General features: G+C 64.0%; 28 protein-coding genes. 12 read left to right on the top strand and 16 right to left on the bottom strand.

Going from position 1 to position 26,860, the window contains the following annotated elements; all coding sequences use genetic code 11:
• Positions 1 to 127: 127 nt before the first annotated feature.
• The 3 genes from maiA to hmgA are packed head-to-tail and all read right to left on the bottom strand — an operon-like array spanning position 128 to position 3,390.
• Positions 128 to 766, bottom strand: coding sequence for a maleylacetoacetate isomerase (maiA, locus tag BLV47_RS28420; RefSeq protein WP_092319715.1), 639 nt, complete (start codon positions 764 to 766; stop codon positions 128 to 130).
• Between the two features lie 11 nt (positions 767 to 777).
• A complete protein-coding gene (gene fahA, locus BLV47_RS28415) occupies positions 778 to 2,082 on the bottom strand; it encodes a fumarylacetoacetase (protein WP_092319713.1) in 1,305 nt (434 codons plus the stop codon).
• Between the two features lie 3 nt (positions 2,083 to 2,085).
• On the bottom strand, positions 2,086 to 3,390 hold the full coding sequence (hmgA, locus tag BLV47_RS28410) for a homogentisate 1,2-dioxygenase (RefSeq protein WP_092319711.1): 1,305 nt from the start codon (positions 3,388 to 3,390) through the stop codon (positions 2,086 to 2,088).
• A 167-nt stretch (positions 3,391 to 3,557) separates the two neighbouring features.
• On the opposite strand from hmgA, the gene BLV47_RS28405 reads away from it, so the two are divergent.
• The gene (locus BLV47_RS28405; RefSeq protein ID WP_092319708.1) at positions 3,558 to 4,358 is read left to right on the top strand and encodes an IclR family transcriptional regulator; all 801 of its coding nucleotides are present in this window, start codon (positions 3,558 to 3,560) and stop codon (positions 4,356 to 4,358) included.
• Positions 4,359 to 4,367: 9 nt separating this feature from the next.
• Here the strand turns inward: BLV47_RS28405 and BLV47_RS28400 are convergent, their stop codons facing one another.
• The 9 genes from BLV47_RS28400 to BLV47_RS28360 all read right to left on the bottom strand — a co-directional run bounded on the left by BLV47_RS28400 (position 4,368) and on the right by BLV47_RS28360 (position 15,227).
• Positions 4,368 to 6,923 (bottom strand): helix-turn-helix transcriptional regulator, encoded by a 2,556-nt coding sequence (locus BLV47_RS28400; RefSeq protein WP_092319706.1) that lies wholly within the window; start codon positions 6,921 to 6,923, stop codon positions 4,368 to 4,370.
• Between the two features lie 148 nt (positions 6,924 to 7,071).
• The gene (locus BLV47_RS28395) at positions 7,072 to 8,439 is read right to left on the bottom strand and encodes a DUF1329 domain-containing protein (protein WP_092319704.1); all 1,368 of its coding nucleotides are present in this window, start codon (positions 8,437 to 8,439) and stop codon (positions 7,072 to 7,074) included.
• A 24-nt stretch (positions 8,440 to 8,463) separates the two neighbouring features.
• Positions 8,464 to 10,254: a DUF1302 domain-containing protein gene (locus tag BLV47_RS28390; protein WP_092319702.1), complete on the bottom strand. Its 1,791-nt coding sequence runs from the start codon at positions 10,252 to 10,254 to the stop codon at positions 8,464 to 8,466.
• A gap of 488 nt (positions 10,255 to 10,742) precedes the next feature.
• Complete coding sequence (locus BLV47_RS28385; RefSeq protein WP_060837582.1) at positions 10,743 to 11,102, bottom strand: hypothetical protein; 360 nt, start codon at positions 11,100 to 11,102, stop codon at positions 10,743 to 10,745.
• A gap of 152 nt (positions 11,103 to 11,254) precedes the next feature.
• The gene (locus tag BLV47_RS28380) at positions 11,255 to 12,166 is read right to left on the bottom strand and encodes an SDR family oxidoreductase (RefSeq protein ID WP_092319700.1); all 912 of its coding nucleotides are present in this window, start codon (positions 12,164 to 12,166) and stop codon (positions 11,255 to 11,257) included.
• A gap of 167 nt (positions 12,167 to 12,333) precedes the next feature.
• Complete coding sequence (locus BLV47_RS28375) at positions 12,334 to 13,236, bottom strand: alpha/beta fold hydrolase (protein WP_092319698.1); 903 nt, start codon at positions 13,234 to 13,236, stop codon at positions 12,334 to 12,336.
• Positions 13,236 to 14,018, bottom strand: a complete 783-nt coding sequence (locus BLV47_RS28370; protein ID WP_092319696.1) for a class II aldolase/adducin family protein — start codon at positions 14,016 to 14,018, stop codon at positions 13,236 to 13,238. Before BLV47_RS28370 ends, BLV47_RS28375 begins: the two co-directional genes overlap by 1 nt.
• 146 nt (positions 14,019 to 14,164) lie before the next feature.
• Positions 14,165 to 14,851, bottom strand: a complete 687-nt coding sequence (locus BLV47_RS28365; protein WP_092319694.1) for an LrgB family protein — start codon at positions 14,849 to 14,851, stop codon at positions 14,165 to 14,167.
• Entirely contained in the window at positions 14,841 to 15,227 is a 387-nt protein-coding gene (locus BLV47_RS28360; protein ID WP_092319692.1) for a CidA/LrgA family protein, read from the bottom strand. The genes BLV47_RS28365 and BLV47_RS28360 overlap by 11 nt, the downstream gene beginning before the upstream one ends.
• 97 nt (positions 15,228 to 15,324) lie before the next feature.
• Here BLV47_RS28360 and BLV47_RS28355 point away from each other — a divergent pair, with 97 nt between their 5' ends.
• A complete protein-coding gene (locus BLV47_RS28355) occupies positions 15,325 to 16,221 on the top strand; it encodes a LysR family transcriptional regulator (RefSeq protein WP_092319690.1) in 897 nt (298 codons plus the stop codon).
• On the opposite strand, the gene BLV47_RS28350 is transcribed toward BLV47_RS28355, so the two are convergent.
• Positions 16,202 to 16,657, bottom strand: coding sequence for a flavodoxin (locus tag BLV47_RS28350; RefSeq protein ID WP_092319688.1), 456 nt, complete (start codon positions 16,655 to 16,657; stop codon positions 16,202 to 16,204). The two genes, BLV47_RS28355 and BLV47_RS28350, sit on opposite strands and share 20 nt — an antisense overlap.
• 155 nt (positions 16,658 to 16,812) lie before the next feature.
• Here BLV47_RS28350 and BLV47_RS28345 point away from each other — a divergent pair, with 155 nt between their 5' ends.
• Positions 16,813 to 17,271, top strand: coding sequence for a PAS domain-containing protein (locus BLV47_RS28345; RefSeq protein ID WP_092319686.1), 459 nt, complete (start codon positions 16,813 to 16,815; stop codon positions 17,269 to 17,271).
• A gap of 69 nt (positions 17,272 to 17,340) precedes the next feature.
• On the top strand, positions 17,341 to 17,946 hold the full coding sequence (locus BLV47_RS28340; protein WP_092319684.1) for a hypothetical protein: 606 nt from the start codon (positions 17,341 to 17,343) through the stop codon (positions 17,944 to 17,946).
• 18 nt (positions 17,947 to 17,964) lie between these two features.
• Here BLV47_RS28340 and BLV47_RS28335 read toward each other — a convergent pair whose 3' ends face one another.
• Positions 17,965 to 18,924, bottom strand: coding sequence for a MerR family transcriptional regulator (locus BLV47_RS28335; protein ID WP_092319682.1), 960 nt, complete (start codon positions 18,922 to 18,924; stop codon positions 17,965 to 17,967).
• Positions 18,925 to 19,136: 212 nt separating this feature from the next.
• Between BLV47_RS28335 and BLV47_RS28330 the strand changes: the two genes are divergently transcribed.
• The 6 genes from BLV47_RS28330 (at position 19,137) to BLV47_RS28305 (ending at position 22,232) form a co-directional block, all read left to right on the top strand.
• Positions 19,137 to 19,706 carry a putative antibiotic biosynthesis monooxygenase gene (locus BLV47_RS28330; protein ID WP_092319680.1) on the top strand — a complete coding sequence of 190 codons (570 nt, stop codon included), beginning with the start codon at positions 19,137 to 19,139 and terminating at the stop codon, positions 19,704 to 19,706.
• Positions 19,707 to 19,842: 136 nt separating this feature from the next.
• The gene (gene folM / locus BLV47_RS28325; RefSeq protein ID WP_092319678.1) at positions 19,843 to 20,553 is read left to right on the top strand and encodes a dihydromonapterin reductase; all 711 of its coding nucleotides are present in this window, start codon (positions 19,843 to 19,845) and stop codon (positions 20,551 to 20,553) included.
• A 22-nt stretch (positions 20,554 to 20,575) separates the two neighbouring features.
• On the top strand, positions 20,576 to 21,136 hold the full coding sequence (gene folE, locus BLV47_RS28320; protein ID WP_092319676.1) for a GTP cyclohydrolase I FolE: 561 nt from the start codon (positions 20,576 to 20,578) through the stop codon (positions 21,134 to 21,136).
• A gap of 2 nt (positions 21,137 to 21,138) precedes the next feature.
• Positions 21,139 to 21,510 carry a dihydroneopterin triphosphate 2'-epimerase gene (folX, locus tag BLV47_RS28315; RefSeq protein WP_060837569.1) on the top strand — a complete coding sequence of 124 codons (372 nt, stop codon included), beginning with the start codon at positions 21,139 to 21,141 and terminating at the stop codon, positions 21,508 to 21,510.
• Positions 21,511 to 21,604: 94 nt separating this feature from the next.
• Positions 21,605 to 21,901: a DUF1244 domain-containing protein gene (locus tag BLV47_RS28310; RefSeq protein ID WP_060837568.1), complete on the top strand. Its 297-nt coding sequence runs from the start codon at positions 21,605 to 21,607 to the stop codon at positions 21,899 to 21,901.
• Positions 21,894 to 22,232, top strand: coding sequence for a HopJ type III effector protein (locus BLV47_RS28305; RefSeq protein ID WP_092319674.1), 339 nt, complete (start codon positions 21,894 to 21,896; stop codon positions 22,230 to 22,232). Before BLV47_RS28310 ends, BLV47_RS28305 begins: the two co-directional genes overlap by 8 nt.
• Positions 22,233 to 22,378: 146 nt before the next feature.
• Here the strand turns inward: BLV47_RS28305 and trxB are convergent, their stop codons facing one another.
• A complete protein-coding gene (gene trxB / locus BLV47_RS28300) occupies positions 22,379 to 23,341 on the bottom strand; it encodes a thioredoxin-disulfide reductase (RefSeq protein ID WP_060837566.1) in 963 nt (320 codons plus the stop codon).
• A 310-nt stretch (positions 23,342 to 23,651) separates the two neighbouring features.
• On the opposite strand from trxB, the gene cysZ reads away from it, so the two are divergent.
• The gene (gene cysZ / locus BLV47_RS28290; RefSeq protein WP_092319672.1) at positions 23,652 to 24,401 is read left to right on the top strand and encodes a sulfate transporter CysZ; all 750 of its coding nucleotides are present in this window, start codon (positions 23,652 to 23,654) and stop codon (positions 24,399 to 24,401) included.
• A gap of 45 nt (positions 24,402 to 24,446) precedes the next feature.
• Positions 24,447 to 25,727 (top strand): glycosyltransferase family 4 protein, encoded by a 1,281-nt coding sequence (locus BLV47_RS28285; RefSeq protein WP_092319670.1) that lies wholly within the window; start codon positions 24,447 to 24,449, stop codon positions 25,725 to 25,727.
• On the opposite strand, the gene BLV47_RS28280 is transcribed toward BLV47_RS28285, so the two are convergent.
• The gene (locus BLV47_RS28280; protein ID WP_092319668.1) at positions 25,724 to 26,827 is read right to left on the bottom strand and encodes an NADH:flavin oxidoreductase; all 1,104 of its coding nucleotides are present in this window, start codon (positions 26,825 to 26,827) and stop codon (positions 25,724 to 25,726) included. The two genes, BLV47_RS28285 and BLV47_RS28280, sit on opposite strands and share 4 nt — an antisense overlap.
• Positions 26,828 to 26,860 lie beyond the last annotated feature (33 nt).

Here is a 26,860-nt window from a genome sequence, read left to right as displayed (position 1 = left end):
GTTCGGTTTTTTATGGTTATGGACTGCGGTGTTGCCCAGGTCACCGGTGGTGACCGCTCAGGCCTCATTGCGGGGCCTGGGTGATGCAGATGCCGCGCGGCCCCGTATGCCGGGGCCGCGCGCAGGCTCAGGCCGGGGTGTCCGGCTGGTTGGCCGGGTGCGCGGCCTGGAACGCCGGGTGTTCGGCAGCCAGGGCCGCGACCCGGAGAATCCGCGGGTAGTTCTCCAGGGACACCTTGAAACGCTCCGCCGCGTACAGCTGGGGAATCAGGAACACATCGGCCAGCCCCGGCTGCTCGCCAAAGCAGAAGCCCTGATCGCCGATCAGCTGTTCCAGAGCCGCCAGGCCCTGGCTGATCCAGTGGTCGATCCACACCAGCAACTGCTCTTCCTCATGCCCCCATTCGCGCAGCAGGTTGAGGGTGCTGGAGTTGTGCAGCGGATGGACGTCGCAACCGATGATCGCCGCCACCGCCCGTTCCCGGGCACGACTGGCCAGGTCCTCGGACAGCAGCGGCACCTGTGGATAACGCTCTTCCAGGTACTCGATGATCGCCAGGGACTGGATCAGCAGGTCGCCGTCGTCGGTGCGCAGGGCCGGCACCCGCCCCTGGGGGTTGATCTCCAGGTATTCCGGCTGGCGGTTGGCGCCGCCCTTGGGTACCAGCAGGTTGACCGGAATCGCCTGGAACTCCAGGCCCTTGAGGGCCAGGGCAATGCGCACCCGGTAGGACGCGGTGGAACGGTAGTAGGTATAGAGCTGCATGGGGCTCTCCCTTAGCGCGCCGGTTGGACCGTGCCCCGGCATTCGCCGAAGCCGATGGAGGCGAAGCCCTCGCGGCGGCAGCGCCCGCGCAGGATGATTTCATCGCCGTCTTCGAGGAACTTGCGCACCTCGCCGGAGGCCAGCTCGATGGGTTTCTTGCCGCCTTCGGTGATCTCCAGCAGGCTGCCGAACTGACCGCTCTGCGGACCGGACAAGGTGCCCGAACCAAACAGGTCGCCCGCCTGCAACTGGCAGCCGTTGACGCTGTGGTGCGCGACCATCTGCGCCACGGTCCAGTACATGTACTGGGTGTTGCTCAGGGTCAGGCGGTGGGCCGGCAAGCCTTGCTCGCGCATGGCCTGAGTGATCAGCAGCACTTCCAGTTCGATATCGAAGCCGCCAGCAGCCTGATCGCGCTTGTCCAGCAGGTATGGCAGCGGTTGCGGGTCGCCTTCCGGACGCGGCGCCTGGGCCTGGCGGAACGGCTCCAGGGCTTCAGCGGTCACCACCCAGGGCGAAATGCTGGTGATGAAGCTTTTCGACAGGAACGGGCCCAGCGGCTGGTATTCCCAGGCCTGGATATCCCGCGCCGACCAGTCGTTGAGCAGGCAGAAACCGGCGATGTGCTCGGCGGCATCGCCAATCGCGATCGGTTCGCCCATCTGGTTGCCCTGGCCGATCCAGATCCCCAGCTCCAGCTCGTAGTCCAGACGGGCGCAGGGGCCGAAGCTCGGCTCGGTCTGCCCGGCCGGCAGGGTCTGGCCCTTGGGCCGACGCACGTCGGCACCGGAAACCCGAATGGTCGAGGCCCGGCCGTGATAACCGATGGGCACGTACTTGTAGTTGGGCAGCAGGGGGTTGTCCGGGCGGAACAGCTTGCCGACGTTCTGCGCATGCTCGATGCCCACATAGAAGTCGGTGTAGTCGCTGATCTTGGCCGGCAGGTGCATCTGGCAATCGGCCGCCAGCGGCAGCAGCTTCGAGCCCAGGGCTTCGACCTTGGCGCGCAGGCTGCTGCCTTCGCCCAGCAGTTCCAGCAGGCGTTCACGCAGAGCTACACGAGCCGGGCGGCCGAGTTCGAAGAACGCGTTCAACTGGCCACCGCGGGTGGCTTGCGCCGCGGCCTTGGCCGGGCCCTCGAACAGCCCGGCATCCAGCGCCGCTTCCAGGTCGAAAATCTGTTCGCCGATGGCCACACCGCAGCGGGGCGCCGAGCCCTGGGTGCTGAAGACGCCCAGCGGCAGGTTCTGCAACGGGAAGTCGGGGTGACCGTTGGCGGACTCGACCCAGCTACGGGTGATGGTGGGCAAGGTCATGGGTTATCTCCGATTCGGGTTGAAGGTGACGGGCAGCGAGGCCCAGCAAGCATCGTAGTCGTTCTGCAGTTCCGGGCATTCCAGGGCGAACTGGCTCGGGCGCAGCACCTGGCTGGTTTCGAACATGAAGGCCATGGTGTTGTCGATCTTTGCCGGCTGCAGCTCGACGTTGATCGCCTTGGTGCAGGTTTCGCCGTCTGGGCCGTGGGCGCTCATGCAGCTGTGCAGCGACGCGCCGCCAGGCAGGAAGCCTTCGGCCTTGGCATCGTAGGCACCCTGGATCAGGCCCATGAACTCGTTCATCAGGTTGCGGTGGAACCATGGTGGACGGAAGGTGTTCTCGGCCACCATCCAGCGCGGCGGGAAGATCACGAAATCCAGGTTGGCCAGGCCCGGTACGCTGGTGGGCGAGGTCAATACGGTGAAGATCGACGGGTCCGGGTGGTCGAAGCTGACCGTGCCGATGGTGTTGAAACGACGCAGGTCGTATTTGTACGGCACGTTGTTGCCGTGCCAGGCGACAACGTTCAGCGGCGAGTGGTCGAGCTCGCAGCCCCAGAGCTCGCCCAGGTACTTCTGGACCAGCGTAGTGGGCTGGCGCAGGTCTTCGTAATGAGCCACTGGCGTCAGGAAGTCGCGGGGGTTGGCCAGGCCGTTGCTGCCAATCGGCCCGAGGTCCGGCAAGCGCAGTGGCGCGCCATGGTTCTCGGCGACGTAGCCACGGGCTTGCGGATCCAGCAGCTCGACGCGGAATTTCAGGCCGCGAGGCAGCACGGCGATTTCCAGCGGTTCCAGCTCCAGCACGCCCAACTCGGTGACGATGCGCAGGCGGCCCAGTTCCGGCACCAGCAGCAGTTCGCCATCGGCGTTGAAGAACACCCGTTCCATCGAGCGGTTGGCGCGATAGTGATAGACGCTGATACCGGCCGGATGCTGCGCCGCCGAGTTGGCCACCATGGCCACCAGGCCGTCGATGAAGTCGGTGGGCTCGCCTGGAATCTGCAGGGGGCTCCAGCGCAGGCGGTTCGGCGTGACCTCACCCAGCGGGCCGCCTGCCAGTTGCCGCGCCAGCTTGGCGAAAGCCGGGTGCTTGGCCGAAGGCTGGATGCGGTACATCCAGGTGCGTCGGGCTTCGCTGCGGGTCATGGTGAAGGCGGTGCCGGAAAACAGTTCGGCGTACAGGCCATAAGGGGCTTTTTGCGGGGAGTTCTGGCCAACGGGCAGTGCGCCCGGCAGGGCCTCGCTGGCAAATTCATTGCCGAAGCCCGATTGGTAGCGAAGGGCCGACGCCGAAGAATCGAGGTTCATGGAGCCTCCTGGAAGTTGGAATAGGCAGGGGCCCACCACTCCTTCGCAAGAGTTATCGGCACGCCTGGGTTGTTTTTATCGTAATCCAATTACGCATAACGTAATTTGATTGCCTATGAGCGTCAAGCTATAAAGACCGCCACTTGTCACGGGACCCCGACACCTCCATGGAAAAGCCGCGCAGCACCAGCGACAGCACCGGTAAACAGAAAGTCCGCTCGGCCGAAGTCGGCACCGACATCCTCAAGGCCCTGGCGGAACTGTCACCGGCCACTTCTCTTTCGCGCCTGGCCGAACATGTGCAGATGCCGGCGAGCAAGGTCCACCGTTATCTGCAGGCGTTGATCGCCAGCGGTTTTGCCGAGCAGAACACCGCCACCAATCATTACGGCCTGGGTCGCGAGGCCCTGCGGGTCGGCCTGGCGGCCCTGGGCAGCATGGATGTGCTGAAGGTCGGCGCCCTGCCCCTGGCGGAACTGCGCGATGAACTGAACGAAACCTGTTTCCTCGCGGTGTGGGGCAATCAGGGTGCGACCGTGGTGCACATCGAACCGGCAGTACGGGCGGTGACCGTGGTCACTCAACTGGGTTCAGTGCTGCCGCTGCTCAGTTCATCCACCGGCCTGGTGTTCAACGCCTACCTGCCACAACGGGAAACCCTCGATCTGCGTCAGCAGGAACTGGCCAGCGGCGGGCCCCATGCACTGGCCGATCCCCAGGTTCACGATGCACTGGCACAACAGATTCGCCAGCGCGGCCTGCACCATGTCCACGGCCTGCTCATGCCCGGGGTCGATGCGCTGTCGGCCCCGGTATTCGATGCCACCGGCAAGATCGCCGCCGTGCTGACCGTGGTGGGACCGACTTCGCTGTTTCACGCCGATGAACATGGACCGGCGGCCCAGCGCCTGCTGGCGGCCAGCGCCGCCGTGAGCTGGCGCATGGGTTATCAGGCCCAGCCCGAGTAAGCGGCTCCCTCAGCTCATCAGCCCCAGGGCCTGGGCCTTGGCCACGGCCTGGGTGCGCCGCTCCACCCCCAGCTTGCTGTGGATCCTGCGACCGTGGGTCTTCACCGTGTGCAGAGAGATGAACAACTGCTCGGCAATCTGTTGGTTGGAGCAGCCCTGGGCAATCAATTGCAGCACCTGCAGCTCCCGCAGGCTGAGCAGGTTCTCGTGACTTTCAGGCGGCGCCTGGGCCGCCATGGCCGGCGGGCTGTCGGCTGGCGGCAACAAGCCGGGCTGCCGCAGGCGCAACTCGTGCAGCGCATGAGGCAGATTGCAGCGCGCCGCCAATGCCTGCCCGGCCTGCAGGGCCTGGGCCGCCAGAACCTGATCGCCGAGCCTGAAGGCCACCTCGGCCAAAACCAGCTGCACCTGGACCTCCAGGCCCAGCATGCCGTGGCGCCGGGCCCGGGCCAGCAGCTCCTGCAACGTGGCCACCGCTGCCTGGGGCCGTCCCAGATGCACCTCGGCCAGCACCAGCAGGCATTCGATACTCGGGATCAGCTCCAGACTGGCCGGTGGCGCCTGCAGTGCCTGGGGACCGCGATAATGCCGGAGCACCCGACTCAGGGCTTCGTGCGCCAGATCCGCCCGCCCCTGCTGCAGCCAGAGTTGACTGCTGACCTGCAACAGCACACCACGGTAGACGCTGTCCGGGATCTGCCGTTGCTGCATCAGCCGCTCGGCGTCTCGCAGGCGCACGAAGGCCTGGGCGTAGTCGCCCTGATTGGCCGCCAACTGCGCCTCACCGAGAAAGCCATACAAGGCGCACTTGTCATGACTGACCAGGCAATCCTCAAGACCCCGGCGAAAATACCCGGCCGCTTGCGGGTCCTGTCCCTGGCGCAAGGCCAGACGCCCCAGGCGCAAGGCCAGGCGCCCCAGCAAGGGCGTGGCCCGCAGCGCTTGCCCGGACAAGCGCTCGAGCACCTGCTCCAGCAGGCTCTGCGCCCGATGCGGCGCGCCGCGCTGTTCCAGCAGTTGGGCATGGTCGAGTTCCAGCAGGCCCTCGAACAACAGCGCATCCTGGGCCCGAGCCAGGCACAGGGCTTGCCGATTGAGGGACTGAGCCACGTCCAGCTCGCCACACAGCAACGCTTGCTGGGTCAGGCCGGACAGACACAGCAAGCGGATGGTCCAGGCGCTGTCGTCCAATTCGTTCAAGGCTTCGCGAAAGTGCTGCCGCGCAGCCTCCATGCGCCCGCCCAGATGCAACAGCCAGCCCTGCTGCGCTTGCCAGCGGGCCAGCAACTGCCGCTGTTCGGCCGCCGACGCTTGCGGCGTGAAACGAGCCATCTGCGCCATGCACTGCCCGGCCTGCTCGAAACGCCCGGCAAACAGCATGGCCGCCGCCAAGAGCCCCAGTAACTGCGGACTGCCCAGCAACAGCTCGGCGCCCTGGCGCTCGTGCAGTTGCAACAACAGCAAGCCATTGTGGCGCTGGAACAGAAACTCGAAGTTGAAGTGCTCCAGCAGGCTGACCGCCACTTCAAACTCCTGCGCCAACAGCGCCTGCTCAAAGGCCGACTGCCAATCCTCCTGCACGGTAAACCACTGGCAGGCCCGGCGATGCCAGGAGCGTGCCGTGGGCCAGGCCTCGTCGCGCATCAGCCGGGCCAGGGGCGCGAACACCTGCAGCCAGTCGCCACCGCCTTCCCAGGGTTCGATAAAGCAGCCCAGGTCCTGCAGGGTACGCAGGTACTGGGCCCCTTCTCCGGCGCCAAACAGGTGCTCGCACAGCTCGGCATTGAACCGCGGCATATGGGCCAGCACTTGCCAGACTTCCGCCAGTTCCGCCGGCAGCACGCTGAACAGCTCGTGCTCCAGGTATTCGAGCAAGGTGTTGGGGCGCCCGGGCTTGCAGGGTTGGCTGACCCACTCGCTGCCGTCGAGCAAGGCGATACGTACCCCCGCGCACCAGCCACCGCTGCGCTGCAGGACGCGGCTGGCGGTCTGGGCGCACAAAGGCTGCGGCAGGCGTTGCAGCAAGCGCTCGATATCGTCCTGGCTGAACGCCAGGGCGCCGCCGTCCAATTCGTAGAGCTGGTCGTCCAGCAACAGTCGTGGCCAGTTGCATTGAGGCCGGCGGCGGCTGCCGATCCACCAGGTGAGCCCGGGGTTGTCGACGCTCAGCAAACGGTCCAGCAGCAGGTCCAGATCGGCCGCCGGCAACCGGCAATAGTCATCGATGCACAGCCAGGTCGAGGCCGGCAAATGGGCCAGATGAGCCAGCAGCGCAGCCGGCTCGGCCGCGGCCAGGCCCAGGGCCGAGGCCAGGGCGCGACACAACTCCTCGGGCGTCTGCCGCGCGCCGCCCAGGGGCAACCAGATGACTCGGCAGCCCTCCGGGGCCTGCTGCAGGCATTCGCTGAGCAGCGCGGTCTTGCCGCTGCCGGCGGGGGCGCACAACAACTTGACCCGCGCGCTGGAGAGCAGCAGGGGCGCACTCAAATGGCGGCGTGGAGAATGATGGGAAGACAAACGGGGCATGAACCCGGGACGCTCTGGACAACGAGTCATGGCAGTCATTGCGGCGAGCCTTTTTATAGTTTTAGCCAGCGTGCCCCCACCCTAGCCCCGAGCTCCCGACCTGTTGAAGAAGTATTCAGCGGGCTGATCCCCTGCCATAAAAAAGGCGACCGGGCGGTCGCCTTTCAACCTCGTGCGTCACCCGTGCCTAGCGTACCCCGCTGGCGCGCAAGGCGGCCGGGGTGTAGTCGGCGGCCTTGGCGGCGAAGCCGAATTCCAGGCTGTGCTTTTCCTCGTTCTTCATGCCCAGGGCCAGGTAGCGACCGGCGTTGAGGTCATACAGGGCTTCCAGGGTGTAGGCCGGAACCTGGTGGTCGTAGTAGTACTGCGCGTGCCCTTCGGCGACCCGCCACAGTTGGCCACGACCGTCGTAGTGATCCACCAGGGCCACCTGCCAGCTGTCCTCGTCGATGTACATGTGCCGGGTGGCGTAGATATGCCTCTGGTTCGGCTTGACCGTGCCCACCACTTCCCAGACCCGGTGCAGCTCGTAACGGGTCAGGTCCTGGTTGATATGCCCGGCCTTGACGATGTCGTCGTACTTGAGGCTCGGGGAGTCCAGCTTGTAGCTGTTGTAGGGGATGTACATCTCCTTCTTGCCCACCAGCTTCCAGTCGTAACGATCGGGCGCGCCGGAGAACATGTCGAAGTTGTCCGAGGTGCGCATCCCATCGGAGGCGGTGCCCGGACCGTCGTAGGCGACTTGCGGAGCCCGCCGCACGCGGCGCTGGCCGGCGTTGTAGATCCACGCCGAACGTGGCTCCTTGACCTGGTCCAGAGTCTCGTGGACCAGCAGCACGTTGCCCGCCAGCCGCGCCGGGGCGGTCACCGACTGCTTGAAGAAGTTCAGCACGTTGGCGGCTTTGGCCGGATCCAGATCGGGGATCATCGGCGGCGCCGCGATCTCTTCCTCGAAACGGATCGAGGTGTAGCTGCCGTTGGTCTGCGGGGTGACCTGGGTGATGATGCGTTTCTGGTTGCCGCCGTGATAGCGGGTCAGGTGGTTCCACAGCACCTCGATGCCGTTCTTCGGAATCGGGAAGGCGTAGTAGCGGTTGCCGGTGAAGTTGGCCAGGCCGTTGCCGTCATTGGTGGTGGTCACGTTCAGCGCGCTGCGCTTGGCCGACTCGTAGATCTCCGGCGGCAGGCCGACGCTGCGATGGGTCGGGTAGACCGGGATCCGGTAACTGTCGGGGTAACGCTTGAACATCGCCAACTGCCCTGCAGATAGCTTGTCCTTGTACTTGTCCGCCGTGGCCGCGGTGATAATGAACAGCGGCTTTTCATTGGCGAACGGGTCGGCGAGAAAGCCCTTGCTGTCCACCGCTCCGGCGTTCTTCGGGATGCCTCCGTTCCAGGCCGGGATCGAGCCATCGGCATTACCGGCCTTTTGCGCCCCTATGGGAGTCAGGCTGGTGCCCAGTTGGGCGGCTTCTTCCGGGCTCACCGCGGCCATCAGGTTGGCCGCCCACAGGCCCAGTGCCAGGGCGCTGCATTGCAGAATCATGTTGCGCATTCAAGTGCTCCTTCTTGTGCCGGTTCAGAAGTTCACGCCAAAGCTCAACGCGAGGAAATCCCGGTCGGTGAGGGTGTTGTAGCGCCCGCCAAAGAAGTCGGTGTAGCTGAGGCTGGCGGTGTAGGTATTGCGGTAGTCGGCATCGACCCCGACGCTCAGGGCCTTGGCCCCCTGGTTGAACAGGCCATTGGGACCGTAGCCGTTGACGTCATGGGACCAGGACAGGTTGGGCTTGAAGTTGATCCCGCCGATCAGGTTGCTGTAGTCGAGGATCGCCCGGGCCCGATAGCCCCAGGAGGTGGCGGTGACGAAACCGCCGGTATCGCCGCCATAGCCGTACTGGCCGTAGACCGAGTCACGGCCGTAGCGCAGCTTGCTCTTGTCTTCCAGGCCGCCGACGTGGACGACCGCCGCTTCGCCCACCAGGGTCAGGCGATCGGCCCCCAGCACCTGATCGAAGAACTGGGTCATGGTGCTCTGGATCTGGGTGATTTCCTTGCGCCGGTAGCCGGTGTTGTCGGCGCCCAGGGCGGTCTTGATCGGCGACGCCGCGCCGCCGGCAATCGGATTGAGCAGGGCCAGGGTCAGGTCGTTGGTGTTGACCTGCACCGGGGCGTTGGGACGGTAGCTGATCTCGCCGGTCCAGGCGGTGCCGGTGGGCAGCGTGGTGGAGAAGCTGGCGCCATACAGGCGGATGTCTTCGGGGTATTCGAGGTAGTACTGGCCACGGCCGAGCATCACGCTTTGCACCAGGCCGCTGCCAGAGCCGGGAACGATGCCGTTGGCAGCCCCGGCAATGGCGCCCAGGGTCGCCGGACGCACATTGGCCGTGGTGGTGCTGACCACCGGGCTGCGAGCGTGGTAGTTCATGAAGTACAGGCCGTACTCGGTGTCGTCGCCGAGCCAGCGCAAGGCGGCGCCCCACTGCCCGGAATCACGGGCATCGCGGTCGCCGCCGCGGGGCAGGATCACCCCCTCGCGGGACACCTGGAAGCCCTGGCCAAACGCCGCGGCGACCGGTTGCAGGGGCGCGATCGCCGGGTTGCCGACGGTGTAGCCGGTGGTGCAGCCATCGGCTACCACATCGTTGCCGAAGAAGGTGCCGCAGTTGTCCACCACGGTCTGGTCCCACTCCAGCTGATAGAAGCCCTCGACGGTCAGCTGGTTGGTCAGGCTCTGGGAAGCGAACAGCATGTTCACCGGCACTAGGCCTTCCTTGATCTCGGCGCCAGGGCGGCGAAAGGCCGAGACGTCCACCGGGTTGATGCTGTTGATGGAGTTGCCGATGAAGGTGCTCTCGCCCCAGCTGACCACCTGCTTGCCGGCGCGCACGGTGCCTGGCAGGTCGGCGATGGAATAGTTGTGGTAGACGAAGGCGTCGAGAATCTGCGCCCCCGAGGACTTGGCGCCTTCCTTGCGGTTGTGGTCGCTGATGGGCTTGAACTCGCGGTCTTCGTCCTTGAGTTCGAAGTCGTACCAGTACTTGCCGCGCACGAAGACCCCGGTGTCGCCGTACTTGAGCTCCAGGTCATGCAGGCCCTTGAAGATCTTCGAGAAGGTTTCGCCCTTCTTGAAGTTCAGGCGGCCATCGTCGCCGGTTGAAGACTGCGCGGTGCCGCCGTTGACCGTACCGACGAACGCCCGGTCGGCATCACGCATGCCCCAGCTGGCGCCGACCGATAGCGACGAGTCGAACTGCCCTTCGATTTCCCCGATGTTGAACGAAACCGCTTGCACCTGGCTGCAGCAGCCCAGCGCCACCGCGGCGGCCAACGCCTGCGGTGTGAAGATGGCGCGCATTGTTATTTTTGTCATGCGTCTTCCCCGGTGAATGACAGGAGAAGTCACCCTACTGCCGGGGTACCTCGGCCGATAAGCGCACCAAGGAGGTATTCGCGTTGTCGCTCGAAAGGATGAATGCCCTTGCCTCAGGGGCGCTTCAGCGGCCTATCCATGGGCTGGATACGGCCTCATCAGGGGCGTCGATCCAGTTCCCGGGCGACCACTTCGAACTGTTGCTCAGGCTGTAACAGTCCTTGTCCTGAATCGCTATTTTTCCCAGGCGGGCCAGGGCTTATTCTTGCTTCGCAGTCACGGCAAACAGCGCCACGCCACTGCCATGGGAAGTGCCCGGCACCCGGGTTCCCCGAATCAGTTTCCAGGCGGCTTGAAGGGTTTGAATTCAGGTCGCGACACCAGGTTCACCGACGTTGATTTTGTAGCTCCTTGATCTAACGTCTTGCTTTGGCCGCTGCGCTTGCAGCGGCCTTTTTTATGCGCGCAAGACAACGGCCAGGCGGAACTTACAACCTGTCGTCATCACCTTCGTCGTAATGAAATTTGTGCAACAGGCGATGCGCCACCGGTGACAGGATCAAGCCCAGCGTGGCGGCGAAAACCAGGTTGGTGTAAAGCCCGTAGGTAGCAAAAAACAGCTTGCCGCCAGGGGTTTGCGGCATGTTGATGGGCCCGATGCCGCCGAGGATCATGGCCGCGTCATACAGGGCGTCGTGAAAGGAAATGTCCTGCTCGAAGTACAGCAGGCCGCTGATGCCCAGCAACACCGAAAAGCTGATCAGGGCCAGAACCACCAGGCCGTGAACACACAGCCGGCGGATGAACAGCAGTCGCGACAGTACCGGCTGATCCTTTGATTCATACATCTCAAGCGCTCCTTGTGCGTTCGCCAACCGTCGAGCATAGAGACGAACGCCACAGGAGTAAAACCGCCGCAGCCCAGGCTCCGGCGGATCATTGAATGGCTGCTTTCAAGCCTGGAAAGAGTGCCCGCCGGACCACCCAGCTTCGCGCAGCGTCAGAGGGCGTACTTTTGCAGATTCTGCATCATCTGCTTAAGCGCCTCGATGTTGTCGTTGGGATGGGCCGCCCCTTCGAAATCGCAGATCTGCTGCCAGTGCGCCGCCACATCGTCGGGCGAAAAACCCTGGCGCGGATCGAAACCGACGCCCAGGCTGCGCTCCCAACGCACCTTGCCGATCCAGCCGCCGCCCACTTCGAACAGGCCGGAGGTTTCCTGGCATTGCTCGCTGCCCAGGTACACCACCAGCGGGCTCACCAGTTCCGGCTTGAGCTGCTCGAACACTTGCGGCGGGATCAGCCCCTCGGTCATCCGCGTGCCACCGGTGGGGGCAATGGCGTTGACCAGGATGTTGTTCTTGCGCCCTTCGATGGCCAGGGTCCGGGTCAGGCCGTACAGGCCGAGCTTGGCCATGCCGTAGTTGGACTGGCCGAAGTTGCCGTAGATGCCCGATGTGGAGCTGGTGAAGATCACCCGCCCGTAGGCCTGGTCCCGCAGGTGCGGCCAGGCGGCACGGGTGACCTTGTAGGCCCCTTCGACATGCACCCGGTACACCAGGTCCCAATCGCTGTCGTCCATCTTGTGGAAGGTCTTGTCCCGCAGGATGCCGGCGTTGTTGACCAGCACATCGACCCGGCCGAACACATCCAGAGCGTTCTGCACGATCTTGTCGCCATCGGTGACCGAGTCGTGGTTGGCCTCGGCGATGCCCCCGGCCTCGCGGATCTGCGCCACCACCTTATCGGCCGCCGAGGCGCTGGCGCCTTCTCCCTGGGCCGAGCCTCCCAGGTCGTTGACCAGCACCTTGGCCCCGTGCCTGGCGAACAGCAATGCATGGGCCCGACCCAGGCCGCCGCCGGCTCCGGTAATGATCACTACTTTGTCTTGCAAGCGCACAGATTCACTCATACCGAACTCCAGCTGGGCCAATGGACTATGGGTCGAGTGTCAGGCAGCCGGGCGGCGGTCACAATAAAAGCGTCCGGACCTGAATGGTGCGCAATAAGACAGCGGGATAATTGCCCCGAGCGCTCAAGAGCGGGCTGCGCCAAGGGACCACGGCGCGGCCCTGGCGCTCAGGAGCCCACGGCCTGACGCGATGGTGAAGGCAGCCTGTCGCGAAAGCCCAGGTAATGCTTGAGCACCGGCAGCGGCGCCTCGATCTGCGGGTAATGGCCGATGCCTGGCAGCAGCACGGTGTCCGGCTCGGGGATCAGCTGGCAATAGCGCTCCACCATGTGCGCGCCGGAAATCGGGTCCTGGGCGCCGTCGATCACCCGCAGCGGCACCTCGCCGCGTTGCATGGCACTGACCCAACGCTCGCGCTGCAGCCGCCGCTCGGGGATATAGGCGATCAACTTGTGCAGGATGCGCGGCCCGTTGTTGCTGTGCACCAGGCTCCAGAAGTCGTCCAGGACCGACTCGCTGGGCCGGGTCTGGGGGCCGAAGATCTGCCGGAAGCTGTTCGCCAGGCCATGACGGCTGAAGGCCCGCCCAAGCATCCAGCCCAGTGGGCTGAGCAGGAGCTTCTGGGTCAGCACCGGGCGATGGGTTTCCGGAAACAGGCCGCCATTGAGAAACACGCAGCTGGCAATGGCGATTCGCTGTTCATAGTGCCGGGCCAGCAGTTCCTGGGCGACGCTGTCGCCATAGTCATGGGCCAGCAGGTGCACCGCCTGGCGAACCTGCAAATGAGCCAGCAGCGCCTGCTGCAAGTCCGCCTGTTCCAGCAGGCTGTACTCATGCTCCAGGGGCTTGTCCGAGTCGCCGAAGCCGAGCATGTCGCAGGCGATCAGCTGATAACGCCGCGCCAGGGGTTGCCACAGGTAATGCCAGTCCCAGCTGGCCGTTGGAAAACCATGGATCAACAGCAGCGGCTCGCCATGCCCCGCCACCCAGTAGCGAATGCGCTGGCCGCGGAACTCGAAGTCCTTGCCGTGCTTGCGCCAGACAGAAAGAGGAATCTCGGCAATAGGCATCAGACGTTATAACCCGGGTCGAGTTGATCGAGTTTGCGCAGCAGGGCCGGCCAGGCCAGCACCCCGCCCATGCCCTGGGCACTGCGGGTGACCCCGGCGATCATCGCCTTGGCACCGCTCAGGATCGCTGGGGAAATGACCATCAGCTCGGCGCCGCCACTTTGCGCCAGCACCTGGATCTCACAGGCACGCTGGAAGATGAACATCATCAGAAAGGTGTCGGCGATGCTGGCGCCGCAGGTCAGCAAGCCATGGTTGTGCAGCAGCAGAAAGTTGTTGTCTCCCAGATCGGCCTGCAGCCGGACCTTTTCCTCGGGGTTCAGGGCCACCCCTTCATAGGGGTGATGGCCCAGGCTCGACAGGACAAACAGCGACTGCTGACTGATGGGCAGCACGCCCTGCTTCTGCGCCGACACGGCGACCCCGGCAGCGGTATGGGTATGCAGCACACAGAGCGCATCGTGGCGCACCGCATGCACGGCACTGTGAATGGTGTAGCCGGCCGGGTTGATCTCGTAGGGGCTGTCCATCAACTTGTTGCCGGCCTGATCGACCTTCACCAGGCTGGAGGCGGTGATCTCGTGGAACATCATGCCGAACGGGTTGATCAGAAAATCTTCGGTGCCCGGCACCTTGGCGGAAATGTGGGTGAAGATCAGGTCGTCCCAGCCATGCATCGCCACCAGGCGGTAGCAGGCGGCCAGGTCCAGGCGGGTTTGCCACTCGATAGCGCTGACCTGGTTTTTCACACTCGCTGTCGATTGAACGGGGGCTGGGCTCACGGCAAGGACCTCGGTGACAGTTCTTATTGGAGGAAGAGGACCCTCAGAGTCTAGACAGCCCGGAGCGCTGGCGGAGTTGCATTGCCAGCCAGCTTGATGACCGAGCGGGTCAGCCAGAAAAAAGGCTCTGGCCCGCGGTTTTCACGTCAAAGCACCGACGCCAGCAAAGGGGCGGCGAACAGGTTCAACAGCCCGGTCAGCACCATCACCAGCCCGGCCACGGAGCCCTCCTCGCCGCCGACTTCATGGGCCCGGCTGACCCCGGCACCGTGGGCCCCCACCCCAAACAGGGCGCCCCGGGCCAGGGCACTGCGCAAGGGCAGCCAGCGCAGCAGCACACCGCCAAGCATGGCGCCGAACACCCCGGTGAACATCACGAACACCGCCGTCAGTTCGGGCACGCCGCCCAGGTCATGGGCCAGGGGCATGGCGAACGGCGTGGTAATGGAACGTGGCACCAGGGACAGCGTCACCGAGCTGTCCAGGGCCAGCATCCTCGCCAGACCGAAGGAACTGCCGATGGACGCGGCGCTGCCCGCCAGCATGCCCAGCAGCAGGGCCGACCAGTGGCGCATCAGCAGTTGCCGCTGCTGCCAGATGGGAATCGCAAAGGCCACGGTCACCGGCCCCAGCACCAGCATCAGCCAATGGGTGTTGGCGGCGTATTCGGCGTAGGCGGTGTGCAGCGGTACGGCGATCGCCAGCAACAGGGCCGGCACCAGGATCAGCGGCGACAGCAGGTAGCGCCCGGTGCGCCGATAGATCCAGCGGCTGAACAGATAGGCCCCCAGGGTCAGGGCCAGCCAGAACATCGGCATCAGCTCAAGCCTCATGGCGCATTCTCCAGCGGCACACCCACTCCACGGTCAGTGCGGTCACCAGCATCACCAGCAAGGTGCTGACGCCGATCACCAGCAGGATCCGCCAACCGTCCTCACGCAGCAGGCTGCCGTAATCCAGCAGGCTCATCAGCGCCGGGATGAAAAACAGCAGCATCTCTGCCATCAGCAGGCCAGCCCCCAGTTGCAGCGCCGCCGGCTTGACCCAGCCCAGGGCGAAGGCCAGCAGCAACAGGCCAAGGCCGATGACCCCGCCGGGAATCGGCCAGGGCAGCCAGGTGGCCAGTTGGCAACCGAGAAAATAGATGGCCAGCAGCACTGCCAGTTCGTAAATCAGGCGGCTCAGGCGTTTACAGGTGGAAATGTTCATGGGGTCAGGTCCTCTCAGGGGGCTATTTTATGAAAAGCCCCCGCATCACCGAAGCGAATTGTTAGACTCGAAACCATTCCAATCTGGAATCACCACCATGGATTTCAAACAACTGCGCAGCTTCGTCGAAGTGATGCGCCAGGGCGGTTTCACCCAGGCGGCCAAGACCCTGCACATCAGCCAGTCCGCCGTCAGCAAACAGATCGCTCAGCTGGAACAGAGCCTGGGCACGCCCCTGCTGGAGCGCCAGGGCTCGCACATTCACCTCACCGCCGCCGGCCAGGTGGTGCTGCAACGGGCCGAGGGCATGCTGCGCCTGCGCCATGAACTGCTCAGCGAACTGGACGACCTGAGTCAACTGGCCCGGGGCGAACTGCGCCTGGGCCTGCCGTTGCTGGGCAGCGACGCGCTGTTCGCCAGCCGCATTGCCGAGTACCGCCGGCGCTATCCGAACATTCAGGTGCACCTGCTCGAAGGCGGCAGCCTGAATGTCGAGCAGGCGGTGCGCAATGGCGAACTGGAACTGGGCGGCAGCCTGACCCCCAAGGACCCGGCGTTTGCCTATCAGCCCTTTTGCGATGAACCGCTGGATGCCCTGCTGCCCGCCGATCATCCCCTGGCGATGAACGCCCAGGTGCGCCTGGAGGAACTGGCGGATACCCCCTTCCTCCTCTATCAGCGCAGCTTTGTGCTCAACGACCGCTTGCTCCAGGCCTGCCAGCAGGTGGGCTTCACCCCCAAGGAGGGCGGGCGCAGTGGTCAGGCGGATTTTCTCGCGGCGCTGGTGGCCGCGGGACAAGGCGTGGTGTTGCTGCCCAGCGTGGTGGCCCGCGGCCTGGTGCGGCCGGGGGTGGTGCGCCTGACACTCAAGGCGCCGGACTACCTGCGTTGGGATATCGCCTTCATCTGGCGCCAGGGCGCTTATCTGTCCAAGGCAGCGCAAGCCTGGCTCGCGCTGCTGCGGGAACAGCCGGTCAGTCCCGCAGGGCGCTGATCAGCTCGGCCAGCCAGGGCTCGGCGTCGGTTTCCGGGGTCACGCTCTCGCTGGCGTCCAGGCGCAGCATCGGCAGCACTTCGCGCACGCCCAGTTCGGCGAACAGCTCGCGCATCTGCTCACCGCCACCGCAAAAGGTATCGCCATAGCTGGAATCGCCGAGGCCGATTACCGCCCCCGGCAGCCCGCGCCAGGCGGCGGGCAACTGATCGCGAAGGCTCGAATACAGCGGTAGCAGGTTGTCCGGCAGTTCACCCATGCCGGTGGTCGAGGTCACCGCCAGCAACGCCTGCGGCGCGAAGGCCTGGAGCTCGGCCAGACTGGCCCGTGGGTTGTGCCAGGCCTCCAGGCCTGCAGCGTTGAGGAGCTTGGCGGCGTGCCGGGCGACTTCTTCAGCCGTGCCATAGACCGAGCCGGAAAGGATGGCGACTTTCATCAATCTGTTCCTGAAGCTGACTAAAAGACTGGGATATTACCAGCTACGGAGTAAAATCCCCTTCCTGGCATCCCACGCCTCTGGAGAGCCCCAGTGGACAGCGTGCCAGCATGTCTTAGAATCCAGCACCTACTGATCGATAGCGGAACTTCGGGATGATCAACGCGCATCTGTTGCAACGGATGATCGACGCCTCCAACGACGGGATTGTGGTCGCGGAACAGGAAGGCGAAGACAACATCGTGATTTACGTGAACCCGGCTTTTGAGCGATTGACGGGCTATAGCGCCGACGAGGTGCTGTACCAGGATTGCCGCTTCCTGCAATCGGGTGACCGTGACCAGCCGGGGCTGGAGCGGATTCGCCAGGCCCTGGGCAAGGGCCAGCCGTGCCGCGAGGTGCTGCGCAACTACCGCAAGGACGGCAGCCACTTCTGGAACGAGCTGTCGATCACTCCAGTGTTCAACGACAGCGATCAGCTGACCTATTTCATCGGTGTGCAAAAGGATGTCAGCGCACAGATCAAGGCTCAGCAGCGTCTGCTCCAGTTGGAACAACAGCTGGACGCCGCCCAGGCCGAACTGGCCGCGCTCAAGGCGACCGACGGGCACTAATAAAATCCATCTTTCGTGGTCTGTAGGGATATTCCCCGCCGATCTGTACTCCACCCTTCGAGCAACATCATGCAGCGTGACGCCCTCCTCACTCAGGATGAACTGGATTTCATCCGGACCATGCAGCACAACCCGCAGCTCAATGTGCGCGACAGCACATCCAGCCTGATGGTCAATGGCGGCTCGCAGATCCGTGACTTGCTGACTCGCCTGGCCGCCAATGAAAAGCTCACCATCCAGGCGCACTTCGACAACCAGCAGATGACCTTTCCCCTGCAATTGGTGGAAGACGAGTTCCATGCCCTGCATCTGCGCCTGGGGGTGCCGAGCATCTTCGAAGACGGGCCCATGGTCCGGCCCTGGCGCCTGGCGCTGGAAGAGCCGGTGGCCCTGGAAAACGCCAAGGGCCAGCCGGGGCGCCTGTGGGTACGGGAAGTGTCGTTCAAGGGCGTGTTGCTTGAGATCCGCAACCGAACCCGGCCGCCCAAGCAGTTCGCCCAGTGGTTCAGCCCCTCGGGGTATGAGCGGATTGCCCTGCATGGGCGCTTCGAGCGCCAGACCGAAGCCGGTTTCTACGCCTATCGCCTGGATCAGCGTGATGTGGAAGAAACCGAGCGCCTGCGCCAGTTCATCCTCCAGGAGCACCGCCACAGCCATCCGGCCCTGCACGCTTGAGGGCGGCCAACGGCGGTTTCAGGTATCCAAGCGGCCGCTGAGGAACTGCCGCAAGCGCTTTTGCATCAGGCGCCCCTCATTACCCAGACAGGCCACCGGCGAACCGCTGAGACTGTCCTGCGCCAGGTCCGCCGCATCTCCGGCCAGCATCAGTGGGCAATCCAGGGTCAGTGCCAGGCGCTGGAGACGCTTGGGCAGTTCCGCGGTGGGCGCATGATTGGAAAACACCACCAAAGCCACGGGCTGAAGCTTCTCGCAGACCAGGGTCAGCTCCTCCAGGGGCGCCCCCGGTCCCAGCAGGCGCACACCGAGCTGGTCATGCCCGAGCATCAGCGCCGCGACCAACAGTTCCAGCTCGCGACATTGTTCGTTGAGCGCCGTCAACAACAATTGCCGGCTCTGCCCGGCCCGCTGCAACAACAGACGCTGAGTGATCCGCGCACGCAGGAAACCGTCCAGAAACAGCCACTCGCTGGTCTGGCCAAAACCGTCCCGCACCTGCAGCAACTGCTTCCAGAACGGCAGGAAGATGTCCTGGAACACCACCGGCAGGGCGTAACTGGAAAAGATCTGCCCGTACAGACGCTCCAGCAGCTCTTCATCGAAGGCGCTCACCGCCAGCTTCAACTGATCGCGCCACTGGCCGTACTCGCCTTGCAGGGCATCGTCCAGCGGCGCCTTGCCCTGCGCCTGGACAGCGCGGTTCTTGGCCAGGATCTTGCCGACCTTGCTCACCGCCACGCCGCGCTCGATCCAGCCCAGAATCTCCCGCACCGCCTCAACATCGTGCATGGAATACAGGCGATGCCCGCTTTCGGTGCGCGTAGGTTGAATCAGACCGTAGCGTCGTTCCCAGGCCCGCAGGGTCACCGGGTTGATGCCGGTCAGGCGCGCCACCTCACGAATCGGAAACAACTCGTCCTGAGCGACAGGGTCAGGGGCGGGCGTGACAGGGGCAAGTTCAGTCATGACGGGCATCTGGAGGAGAACACACCGGTAAACAAAGTGGCGCTCATTCTACTCTTCCCCAGCGTAAATGCTTCAAGCCTGGGAAAAACCGACCAGCGTCGTTGGTCCCGCACAGCCAATCAGGAATAATCCTTGCTTGTTTCAGGCGCGGCCCACTACCCCGGAGCCACGTCAAGCGCCTGCCTTATCCAGGCAGCGCATTGGTTTTACGGAGATACATAATGTCTACCTCACCCGTCACCCTGATGGTTGCCCGGCGCGTTGCCGACGGCCGTTACCAGGACCTGATCGCCTGGCTGCGCGAAGGCGAACAACTGGCCACCGACTTTCCCGGCTACCTGGGTTCCGGTGTCCTTGCACCACCGCCCGACGATGACGAATTCCAGATCATCTTCCGCTTTGCCGACGAACACACCCTGCACACCTGGGAGCACTCCGCCTCGCGTACCGCCTGGCTGGCCCGAGGCAGCGACCTGTTCGCCCACCCTTCGGAGCACCGGGTCAGTGGCATCGACGGCTGGTTCGGCGGCGCCGGACAGCGGCCGCCACGCTGGAAGCAGGCCGTGGCCATCTGGCTGGCGTTCTTCCCGGTATCGCTGCTGTTCAACTTTGTCCTCGGCCCCTTGCTCGGTGATCTGAGCCTGCTGCCCCGGGTGTTTGTCAGCACCCTGGCGCTGACCCCGCTGATGGTCTATTTCTTCATTCCGCTGTCCACCCGCCTGCTGGCCAACTGGCTCAACAGCACACCGGCGCGCGCATTGCCGAGCGCCGCCTCGACGCAGAATCCGTGATTCGCCGGCAAGCCGGCTCCTACAGCGCCACGCGCAACATTCGCGCCGACCGCAGGAGCTGGCCAGCCCGTTGCCTGCAGGCACAGGTCCGCCCCTCGCTGGTATAGTTTCCCCCTACCCGCGACGCGAGCCCTCCATGAACGCCTCCCCCGCCCCGATCCTGATCACTGGTGCCAGCCAGCGTGTCGGCCTGCATTGCGCACTGCGCCTGCTGGAAGACGGACAGCCGGTGATCGTCACTTACCGCAGCCTGCGCCCCGGCCTTGAAACCCTGCGTGAGAAAGGCGCGACCCTGCTGTTCGCCGACCTGTCCAGCGAAGCCGGAATCCTGGCCTTGATCAGCGAGCTGAAAAACCACACCGACCGCCTGCGCGCCATCGTCCACAACGCCTCGGAGTGGCTGGAAGAAAGCCCGGGCGAGGAAAGCACCGCCTTTACCCGGATGTTCAGCGTGCACATGCTCGCGCCCTACCTAATCAACCTGCACTGCGCAGAGTTGCTGCAGCGCTCAAGCCCGGCGGACATCATCCACATCAGCGACGACGTGACCCGCAAAGGCAGCAGCAAGCACATTGCCTACTGCGCCAGCAAAGCCGGGCTGGACAGCCTGACCCTGTCCTTCGCGGCGAAATACGCCCCGACCATCAAGGTCAACGGCATCGCTCCGGCCCTGCTATTGTTCAATCCCGACGACGACGCGGCGTACCGCGCCAAGACCCTGGCCAAATCCGCGCTGGGCATCGAACCCGGCAGCGAAGTGATCTACCAGAGCCTGCGCTACCTGCTGGACAACCCCTATGTCACCGGCACCACCCTGACCGTCAACGGCGGGCGACACATCAAGTAAGCCGGCCCCGTGAGGACCATGCATGAGCCTTTCCCTGCCCCAGCACTACCGCGAGATCCTCAAGGATCTGGGCGAAGACCCCGAGCGCGAAGGTTTGCTCGACACTCCCAAGCGCGCAGCCAAAGCCATGCAGTACCTGTGTCACGGCTACAGCCAGTCGCTGGAGGGCATCGTCAATGGCGCGCTGTTCGCCTCCGACAGCGATGAAATGGTGATAGTCGCCGACATCGAGCTGTATTCCCTGTGCGAACATCACTTGCTGCCCTTCATCGGCAAGGCCCATGTGGCTTATATTCCCACCGGCAAGGTGCTGGGGCTGTCGAAGATCGCCCGCATCGTCGACATGTTCGCCAGGCGCCTGCAGATCCAGGAAAATCTCACCCGGGAAATCGCCGACGCCGTGCAGAACGTAACCCAGGCCGCCGGCGTCGCGGTGGTGATCGAGGCCAAGCACATGTGCATGATGATGCGCGGCGTCGAGAAACAGAATTCCACCCTGCACACCTCGGTGATGCTCGGCGCCTTTCGCGACTCGAGCACCACTCGCCAGGAATTCCTGCAATTGATTGGACGGAGCAAGTAGCAATGCCACAACTTCAGCCAGGAATGGCTCGTATCCGAGTCAAGGACCTGCTCCTGCGGACCTACATCGGAATCAACGAGGAAGAGATCCTCAACAAGCAGGATGTGCTGATCAACCTGACCATCCTGTACCCCGCCCAGGAGGCGGTGCGTGACAACGACATCGACCACGCACTGAACTACCGCACCATCACCAAGGCGATCATCGCTCACGTCGAAGGCAACCGCTTCGCCCTGCTGGAGCGCCTGACCCAGGAACTGCTGGACCTGGTGATGAGCAACGACTCGGTGCACTACGCCGAGGTCGAGGTCGACAAGCCCCACGCCCTGCGCTTTGCCGAATCGGTGTCGATCACATTGGCGGCAAGTCGCTAGCGCCAAGCGGCACGTCAAAGCGTTTCGGCTTTCACTTGCCGCTGGCAGCTTGTAGCTTGCAGCTGTTCCCATTTTTCTATGTGCAGTGAGTCTTATGTCCCCTCAACAACGCCTGGAACTGGAAGCCGCGGCCTTTCGCCGCCTGGTGGCCCACCTGGACAACCGCAAGGACGTGCAGAACATCGACCTGATGAACCTGGCCGGGTTCTGCCGCAATTGCCTGTCCAAGTGGTACAAGGCCGAAGCCGATGAACGCCAGATCGAGGTCAGCCTCGATGAAGCCCGCGAAGTGGTGTACGGCATGCCCTACGCCGAATGGAAAAATCTCTACCAGAAAGAAGCCAGCGCCGAGCAACAAGCGGCGTTCGCCAAAGGAAAGCCCCATGACTGATCTGAACACCCTGCGCGCCAGCCTCAACAGCGGTGAACACGTCTTTGCCGACACCCTGGCCTTTATCGCCGCCGGCTACCACTACCAGCCCCAGGCGTTCAGCAACGGCGGCGTGGAAAACGCTGCCGGGCAGAACGAAGGTTCATGCAAGACCCTGGGCCTGGCCCTACTGGAAGGCCTGAGCGACAAAGAGGCCCTGTTGGCCTTCGGCGAACACTACCGCTCGGTACTGGCCACTCCCGAGGGCACTGATCACGGCAATATCCGCGCCCTGATCGCCCACGGCCTGGCCGGGGTGAAGTTCGCCGCCCAGCCGCTGACCCGACGCTGATCCGTACTCTGTAGGAGCTGGCTCGCCAGCGAAGGCGTCAGCGCAGGCAGCGCAGGGCTCGGAGGACTCTTCGCCGGCAAGCCGGCTCCTACAGTGCAACACCCATAAAAAAACCGGCTTGCGCCGGTTTTTTTATTGCCTGGGAATCAGTGTGCAGCGTTCTGCAGACCGTCCAGGTAACGCTCGGTGTCCAGTGCCGCCATGCAGCCGGCGCCGGCCGAGGTGATGGCCTGACGGTACACGTGGTCGGCCACGTCACCGGCGGCAAAGATGCCTTCGACGCTGGTCGCGGTAGCGTTGCCGTCACGGCCGCCCTGCACCACCAGGTAACCGTCCTTGAGGGTCAGTTGGCCTTCGAACAGCGAGGTGTTCGGGGTGTGGCCGATGGCGATGAACACACCGTCGACTTTCAGTTCGTCGAAGCTGCCGTCGTTGTTCTTCAGGCGAGCACCGGTCACGCCCATGTTGTCGCCCAGGACTTCGTCGAGGTTGGCATTGAGCTTGAGGATGATCTTGCCTTCGGCCACACGGGCGTTGAGCTTGTCGATCAGGATCTTCTCGGCGCGGAAGGTTTCGCGACGGTGGATCAGGGTCACGGTGCTGGCGATGTTGGCCAGGTACAGGGCCTCTTCAACGGCAGTGTTGCCACCGCCGACCACGGCCACCGGCTTGTTGCGATAGAAGAAACCATCGCAAGTGGCGCAGGCGGAAACGCCCTTGCCCATGAAGGCTTCTTCCGAAGGCAGGCCCAGGTAACGGGCGCTGGCGCCGGTGGCGATGATCAGGGCATCGCAGGTGTAGGTCGCGCTGTCGCCGGTCAGGGTGTAAGGCTTGGCGGCGAAGTCCACGGCATTGATGTGATCGAAGACGATTTCGGTTTCGAAACGCTCGGCGTGCTCGCGCATCCGCTCCATCAGCGCAGGGCCGGTCAGGCCGTGCACGTCGCCAGGCCAGTTGTCGACTTCAGTGGTGGTGGTCAGCTGGCCGCCGGCCTGCATGCCGGTGATCAGCAGCGGCTTCAGGTTGGCCCGGGCGGCATAGACGGCGGCGCTGTAACCAGCAGGGCCGGAACCGAGAATAATCACACGCGAATGACGTACTTCAGACATGACTCACTCCTATCGACCGGCCCGGGTGACCTGGCACGGAACGCCGGATTGCCGGCTGGAATAAAAAAGGACGGCGATACCTTGGGGAAGGCTTTGACTCGTCCGTCCAAAAAATAATGGGTGAAGCGTATAGAGGGGGCGAAGATTAAGGAAATACGGTTTAACAATCCAGCTCATAGGCGGTCTCTATCCTCAGCGGACTCATTTGAAAGGGTCTTTGTTACCGTTGATGTCGAGCTGATCTCACCGCTTTCACCCCCTGGGCAAAGCCGGTAAGGTCGGCGCGTTTTCCACCTGCTCGGAGCGTTCTATGCCCGCCCCCGTACTGTCCGGACCGCAATACCTGCGCGAAGGCCTGAAGCTGGTCCTCAGCCCTGGCCTGCGCCTGTTCGTGCTCCTGCCCCTGGCGATCAACCTGATACTGTTCGTCGGATTGATCTATTTCGCCGGCCACCAGTTCAGCCTGTGGATCGACAGCCTGATGCCGACCCTGCCGGACTGGCTGAGCTTTCTCAGTTACATCCTCTGGCCGCTGTTCTTGGTGCTGGTGGCGCTGATGGTGTTTTTTACCTTCACCATGCTGGCCAACATCATCGCCGCGCCCTTCAACGGCTTTCTATCGGAAAAAGTCGAAACCGTGGTCCGCGGCACCGATGATTTTCCGGCCTTCAGCTGGGGCGAGCTGATCGCCATGATCCCCCGCACCCTGTCCCGGGAAATGCGCAAGCTCGGCTATTTCCTGCCCCGGGCCATCGGCCTGTTCATCCTCTCGCTGATCCCGGTGGTCAACCTGGTGGCCGCGCCGCTGTGGCTGCTGTTCGGCATCTGGATGATGGCCATCCAGTACATCGACTACCCGGCGGACAACCACAAGATGAGCTGGCAGGACATGCTCGCCTGGCTGCGGGAAAAGCGCTGGCAGAGCCTGGGCTTTGGCGGCATCGTCTACCTGGCGCTGATGATCCCCTTCGTCAACATCCTGATGATGCCGGCCGCCGTGGCCGGGGCGACGCTGTTCTGGGTGCGTGAACGCGGGGTGGAGAAGCTGCCGGGCCAATAGGGCCACGACGTCATAAATCCATCATCCGCACGTCACAATGGCGACATGGCCTCATCCGACACTGAGGCCATGACGACTGCTCTGCATATCACCCTCATCACTGAAACCTTCCCACCGGAAATCAATGGCGTGGCCAATACCCTTGGCCGCCTATGCGATGGCCTGCGCGCCCGTGGGCATCAGGTGGAGCTGGTGCGCCCACGCCAGGGCTGCGATCAGAGTCGCCCCAGCGATGAAGCACTGCTGCTGTGCCGCGGCTGGCCGCTGCCGGGCTATCCGGGGCTGCAATGGGGTCAGTCGTCGATGCACAAACTGCTGCGGCGCTGGAAACGCCAGCGCCCGGACGTGCTCTACATCGCCACTGAAGGGCCGTTGGGATTATCCGCTCTGCGGGCTGCCAAGCGCCTGGGGATCTCGGTGGTCAGCGGCTTTCACACCAACTTCCAGCAGTATTCCAGCCAGTACGGCCTGGGTTTGCTGACCCGCCTGCTGACCCACTACCTGCGCTGGTTCCACAACCGTTCGAAGCTGACCCTGGTGCCCAGTGCCAGCCAGCGCCTGGAGCTGGAACGCCGCCACTTCGAACGCCTGGCCCTGCTGTCCCGGGGCGTCGACAGCCAGTTGTTCCATCCGGCCAAGCGGCTCAATGAGCTGCGCAGCCATTGGGGCCTGGGCAACGACGACCTGGCGGTGATCCATGTCGGGCGCCTGGCGCCGGAGAAGAATCTCGGGCTGCTCAAGCGTTGCTTCGAACAGCTCAAGGCCAGTTATCCACAGCGTCGGATGAAGTTGATCGTGGTGGGTGACGGCCCACAACGTGCCGCCCTGGAAAAAAGCCTGCCCGAGGCTCTGTTCTGCGGTAGCCAGCGCGGCGAGGCGCTGGCGGCCCACTACGCCTCGGGGGATGTGTTCCTGTTTCCCAGCCTGACCGAAACCTTCGGCAACGTAGTGCTGGAAGCCCTGGCGTCAGGGTTGGCGGTGGTGGCTTACGATCAGGCCGCTGCAGCCCAGCACATCCGCCATGGCTACAACGGCGTGCTGGCCATGCCCGGGGATGAGGGTGCGTTCTGCGAGGCTGCCGGCTGGCTGCTGGAGGAAGCGGAAACCCTGCGCCGGGTACGTCTCAACGCCCGGCAACACGCCAGCCGCCAAGGGTGGCCCGCCGTGATCGAACAGTTTGAAGATCAGTTGCGCAATGCCTGCCAGCCGGTTCCGGCTGCGGACTACGAGGCAATGATCGAAACGGCGCTGCAAACGCCAAGTGCGGTCAAGACACTCCAGACGGTGAGGAGGCTGCCCCCCTCGCCGCCCGGAGCCGGGCGTTAGACCAGGGTCATCAGGGCTTCACGGCTGAACGGCAGAATGTCCTGCTCACGGCCCTCGCGGACTTTCTGTGCCCAATCCGGATCCACCAGCAGGGCCCGGCCCACGGCCACCAAATCGAACTCGTCGTTGTTCAGGCGCTGCAACAGGTTTTCCAGACTGGCCGGCTGCGCCACCTTGTCGGTGTTGACCATGAACTGCAGGAACTCGCCATCCAGGCCAACGCTGCCCACGGTGATGGTCGGCTTGCCAGTGAGCTTGCGGGTCCAGCCGGCCAGGTTCAGATCCGATCCTTCGAACTCCGGCTCCCAGAAGCGCCGGGTCGAGCAGTGGAAGATATCCACACCGGCATCCGCCAGCGGCTTGAGGAAGGCACCCAGGGCTTGCGGGGTTTGTACCAGGCGAGCGCTGTAGTCCTGCTGCTTCCATTGGGAGAAGCGCAGGATGATCGGGAACTCCGGACCGACAGCGGCACGCACGGCCTGGATCAGTTCGATGGCGAAACGCGAACGCTGGGCCAGGTCGCCACCGTATTCGTCACTGCGCTGGTTGCTGCCTTCCCAGAAGAACTGGTCCACCAGATAGCCGTGGGCGCCATGAATTTCCACGCCGTCCATGCCGATGCTCTGGGCATCCTTGGCGGCCTGGGCGAAGGCGGCGATCACCTCCCGGATGTCCTCGTGGGTCATGCCATGCACCACCACCTGGCCATCCTTGAGCTTCTCACTGGGGCCGTAGCCGGGCACGCTGGCATCCGGTTCGGTGCCCAGGCGCCGCACATTGCCCACATGCCACAGCTGCGGGACGATCTTGCCGCCCTCGGCATGCACCGCGTCCACCACCTTCTTCCAGCCGGCCAGGGCCGCTTCGCCATAGAACTGCGGCACGTTGGGGTAACCGTTGGCGGCCTTGTGGCCGACCGTGGTGCCTTCGGTGATGATCAGGCCCACGCCGGCGGCGGCTCGGCGCCGGTAATACTCGATGACCTTGGAGTTGGGCACCCCACCCGGGGAAAACGAGCGGGTCATGGGCGCCATCACCACACGGGTCGGCAGCTCCAGCGCGCCGAGTTGAAAGGGTTTGAACAAGGCTTGAACAGGCATGCTGCACTCCGACAAAAAGGCTTGAGTCGATAT

The organism is Pseudomonas saponiphila (assembly GCF_900105185.1).
Lineage (GTDB): Bacteria > Pseudomonadota > Gammaproteobacteria > Pseudomonadales > Pseudomonadaceae > Aquipseudomonas > Aquipseudomonas saponiphila.
This window is presented reverse-complemented; position numbering and strand designations above follow the sequence as displayed.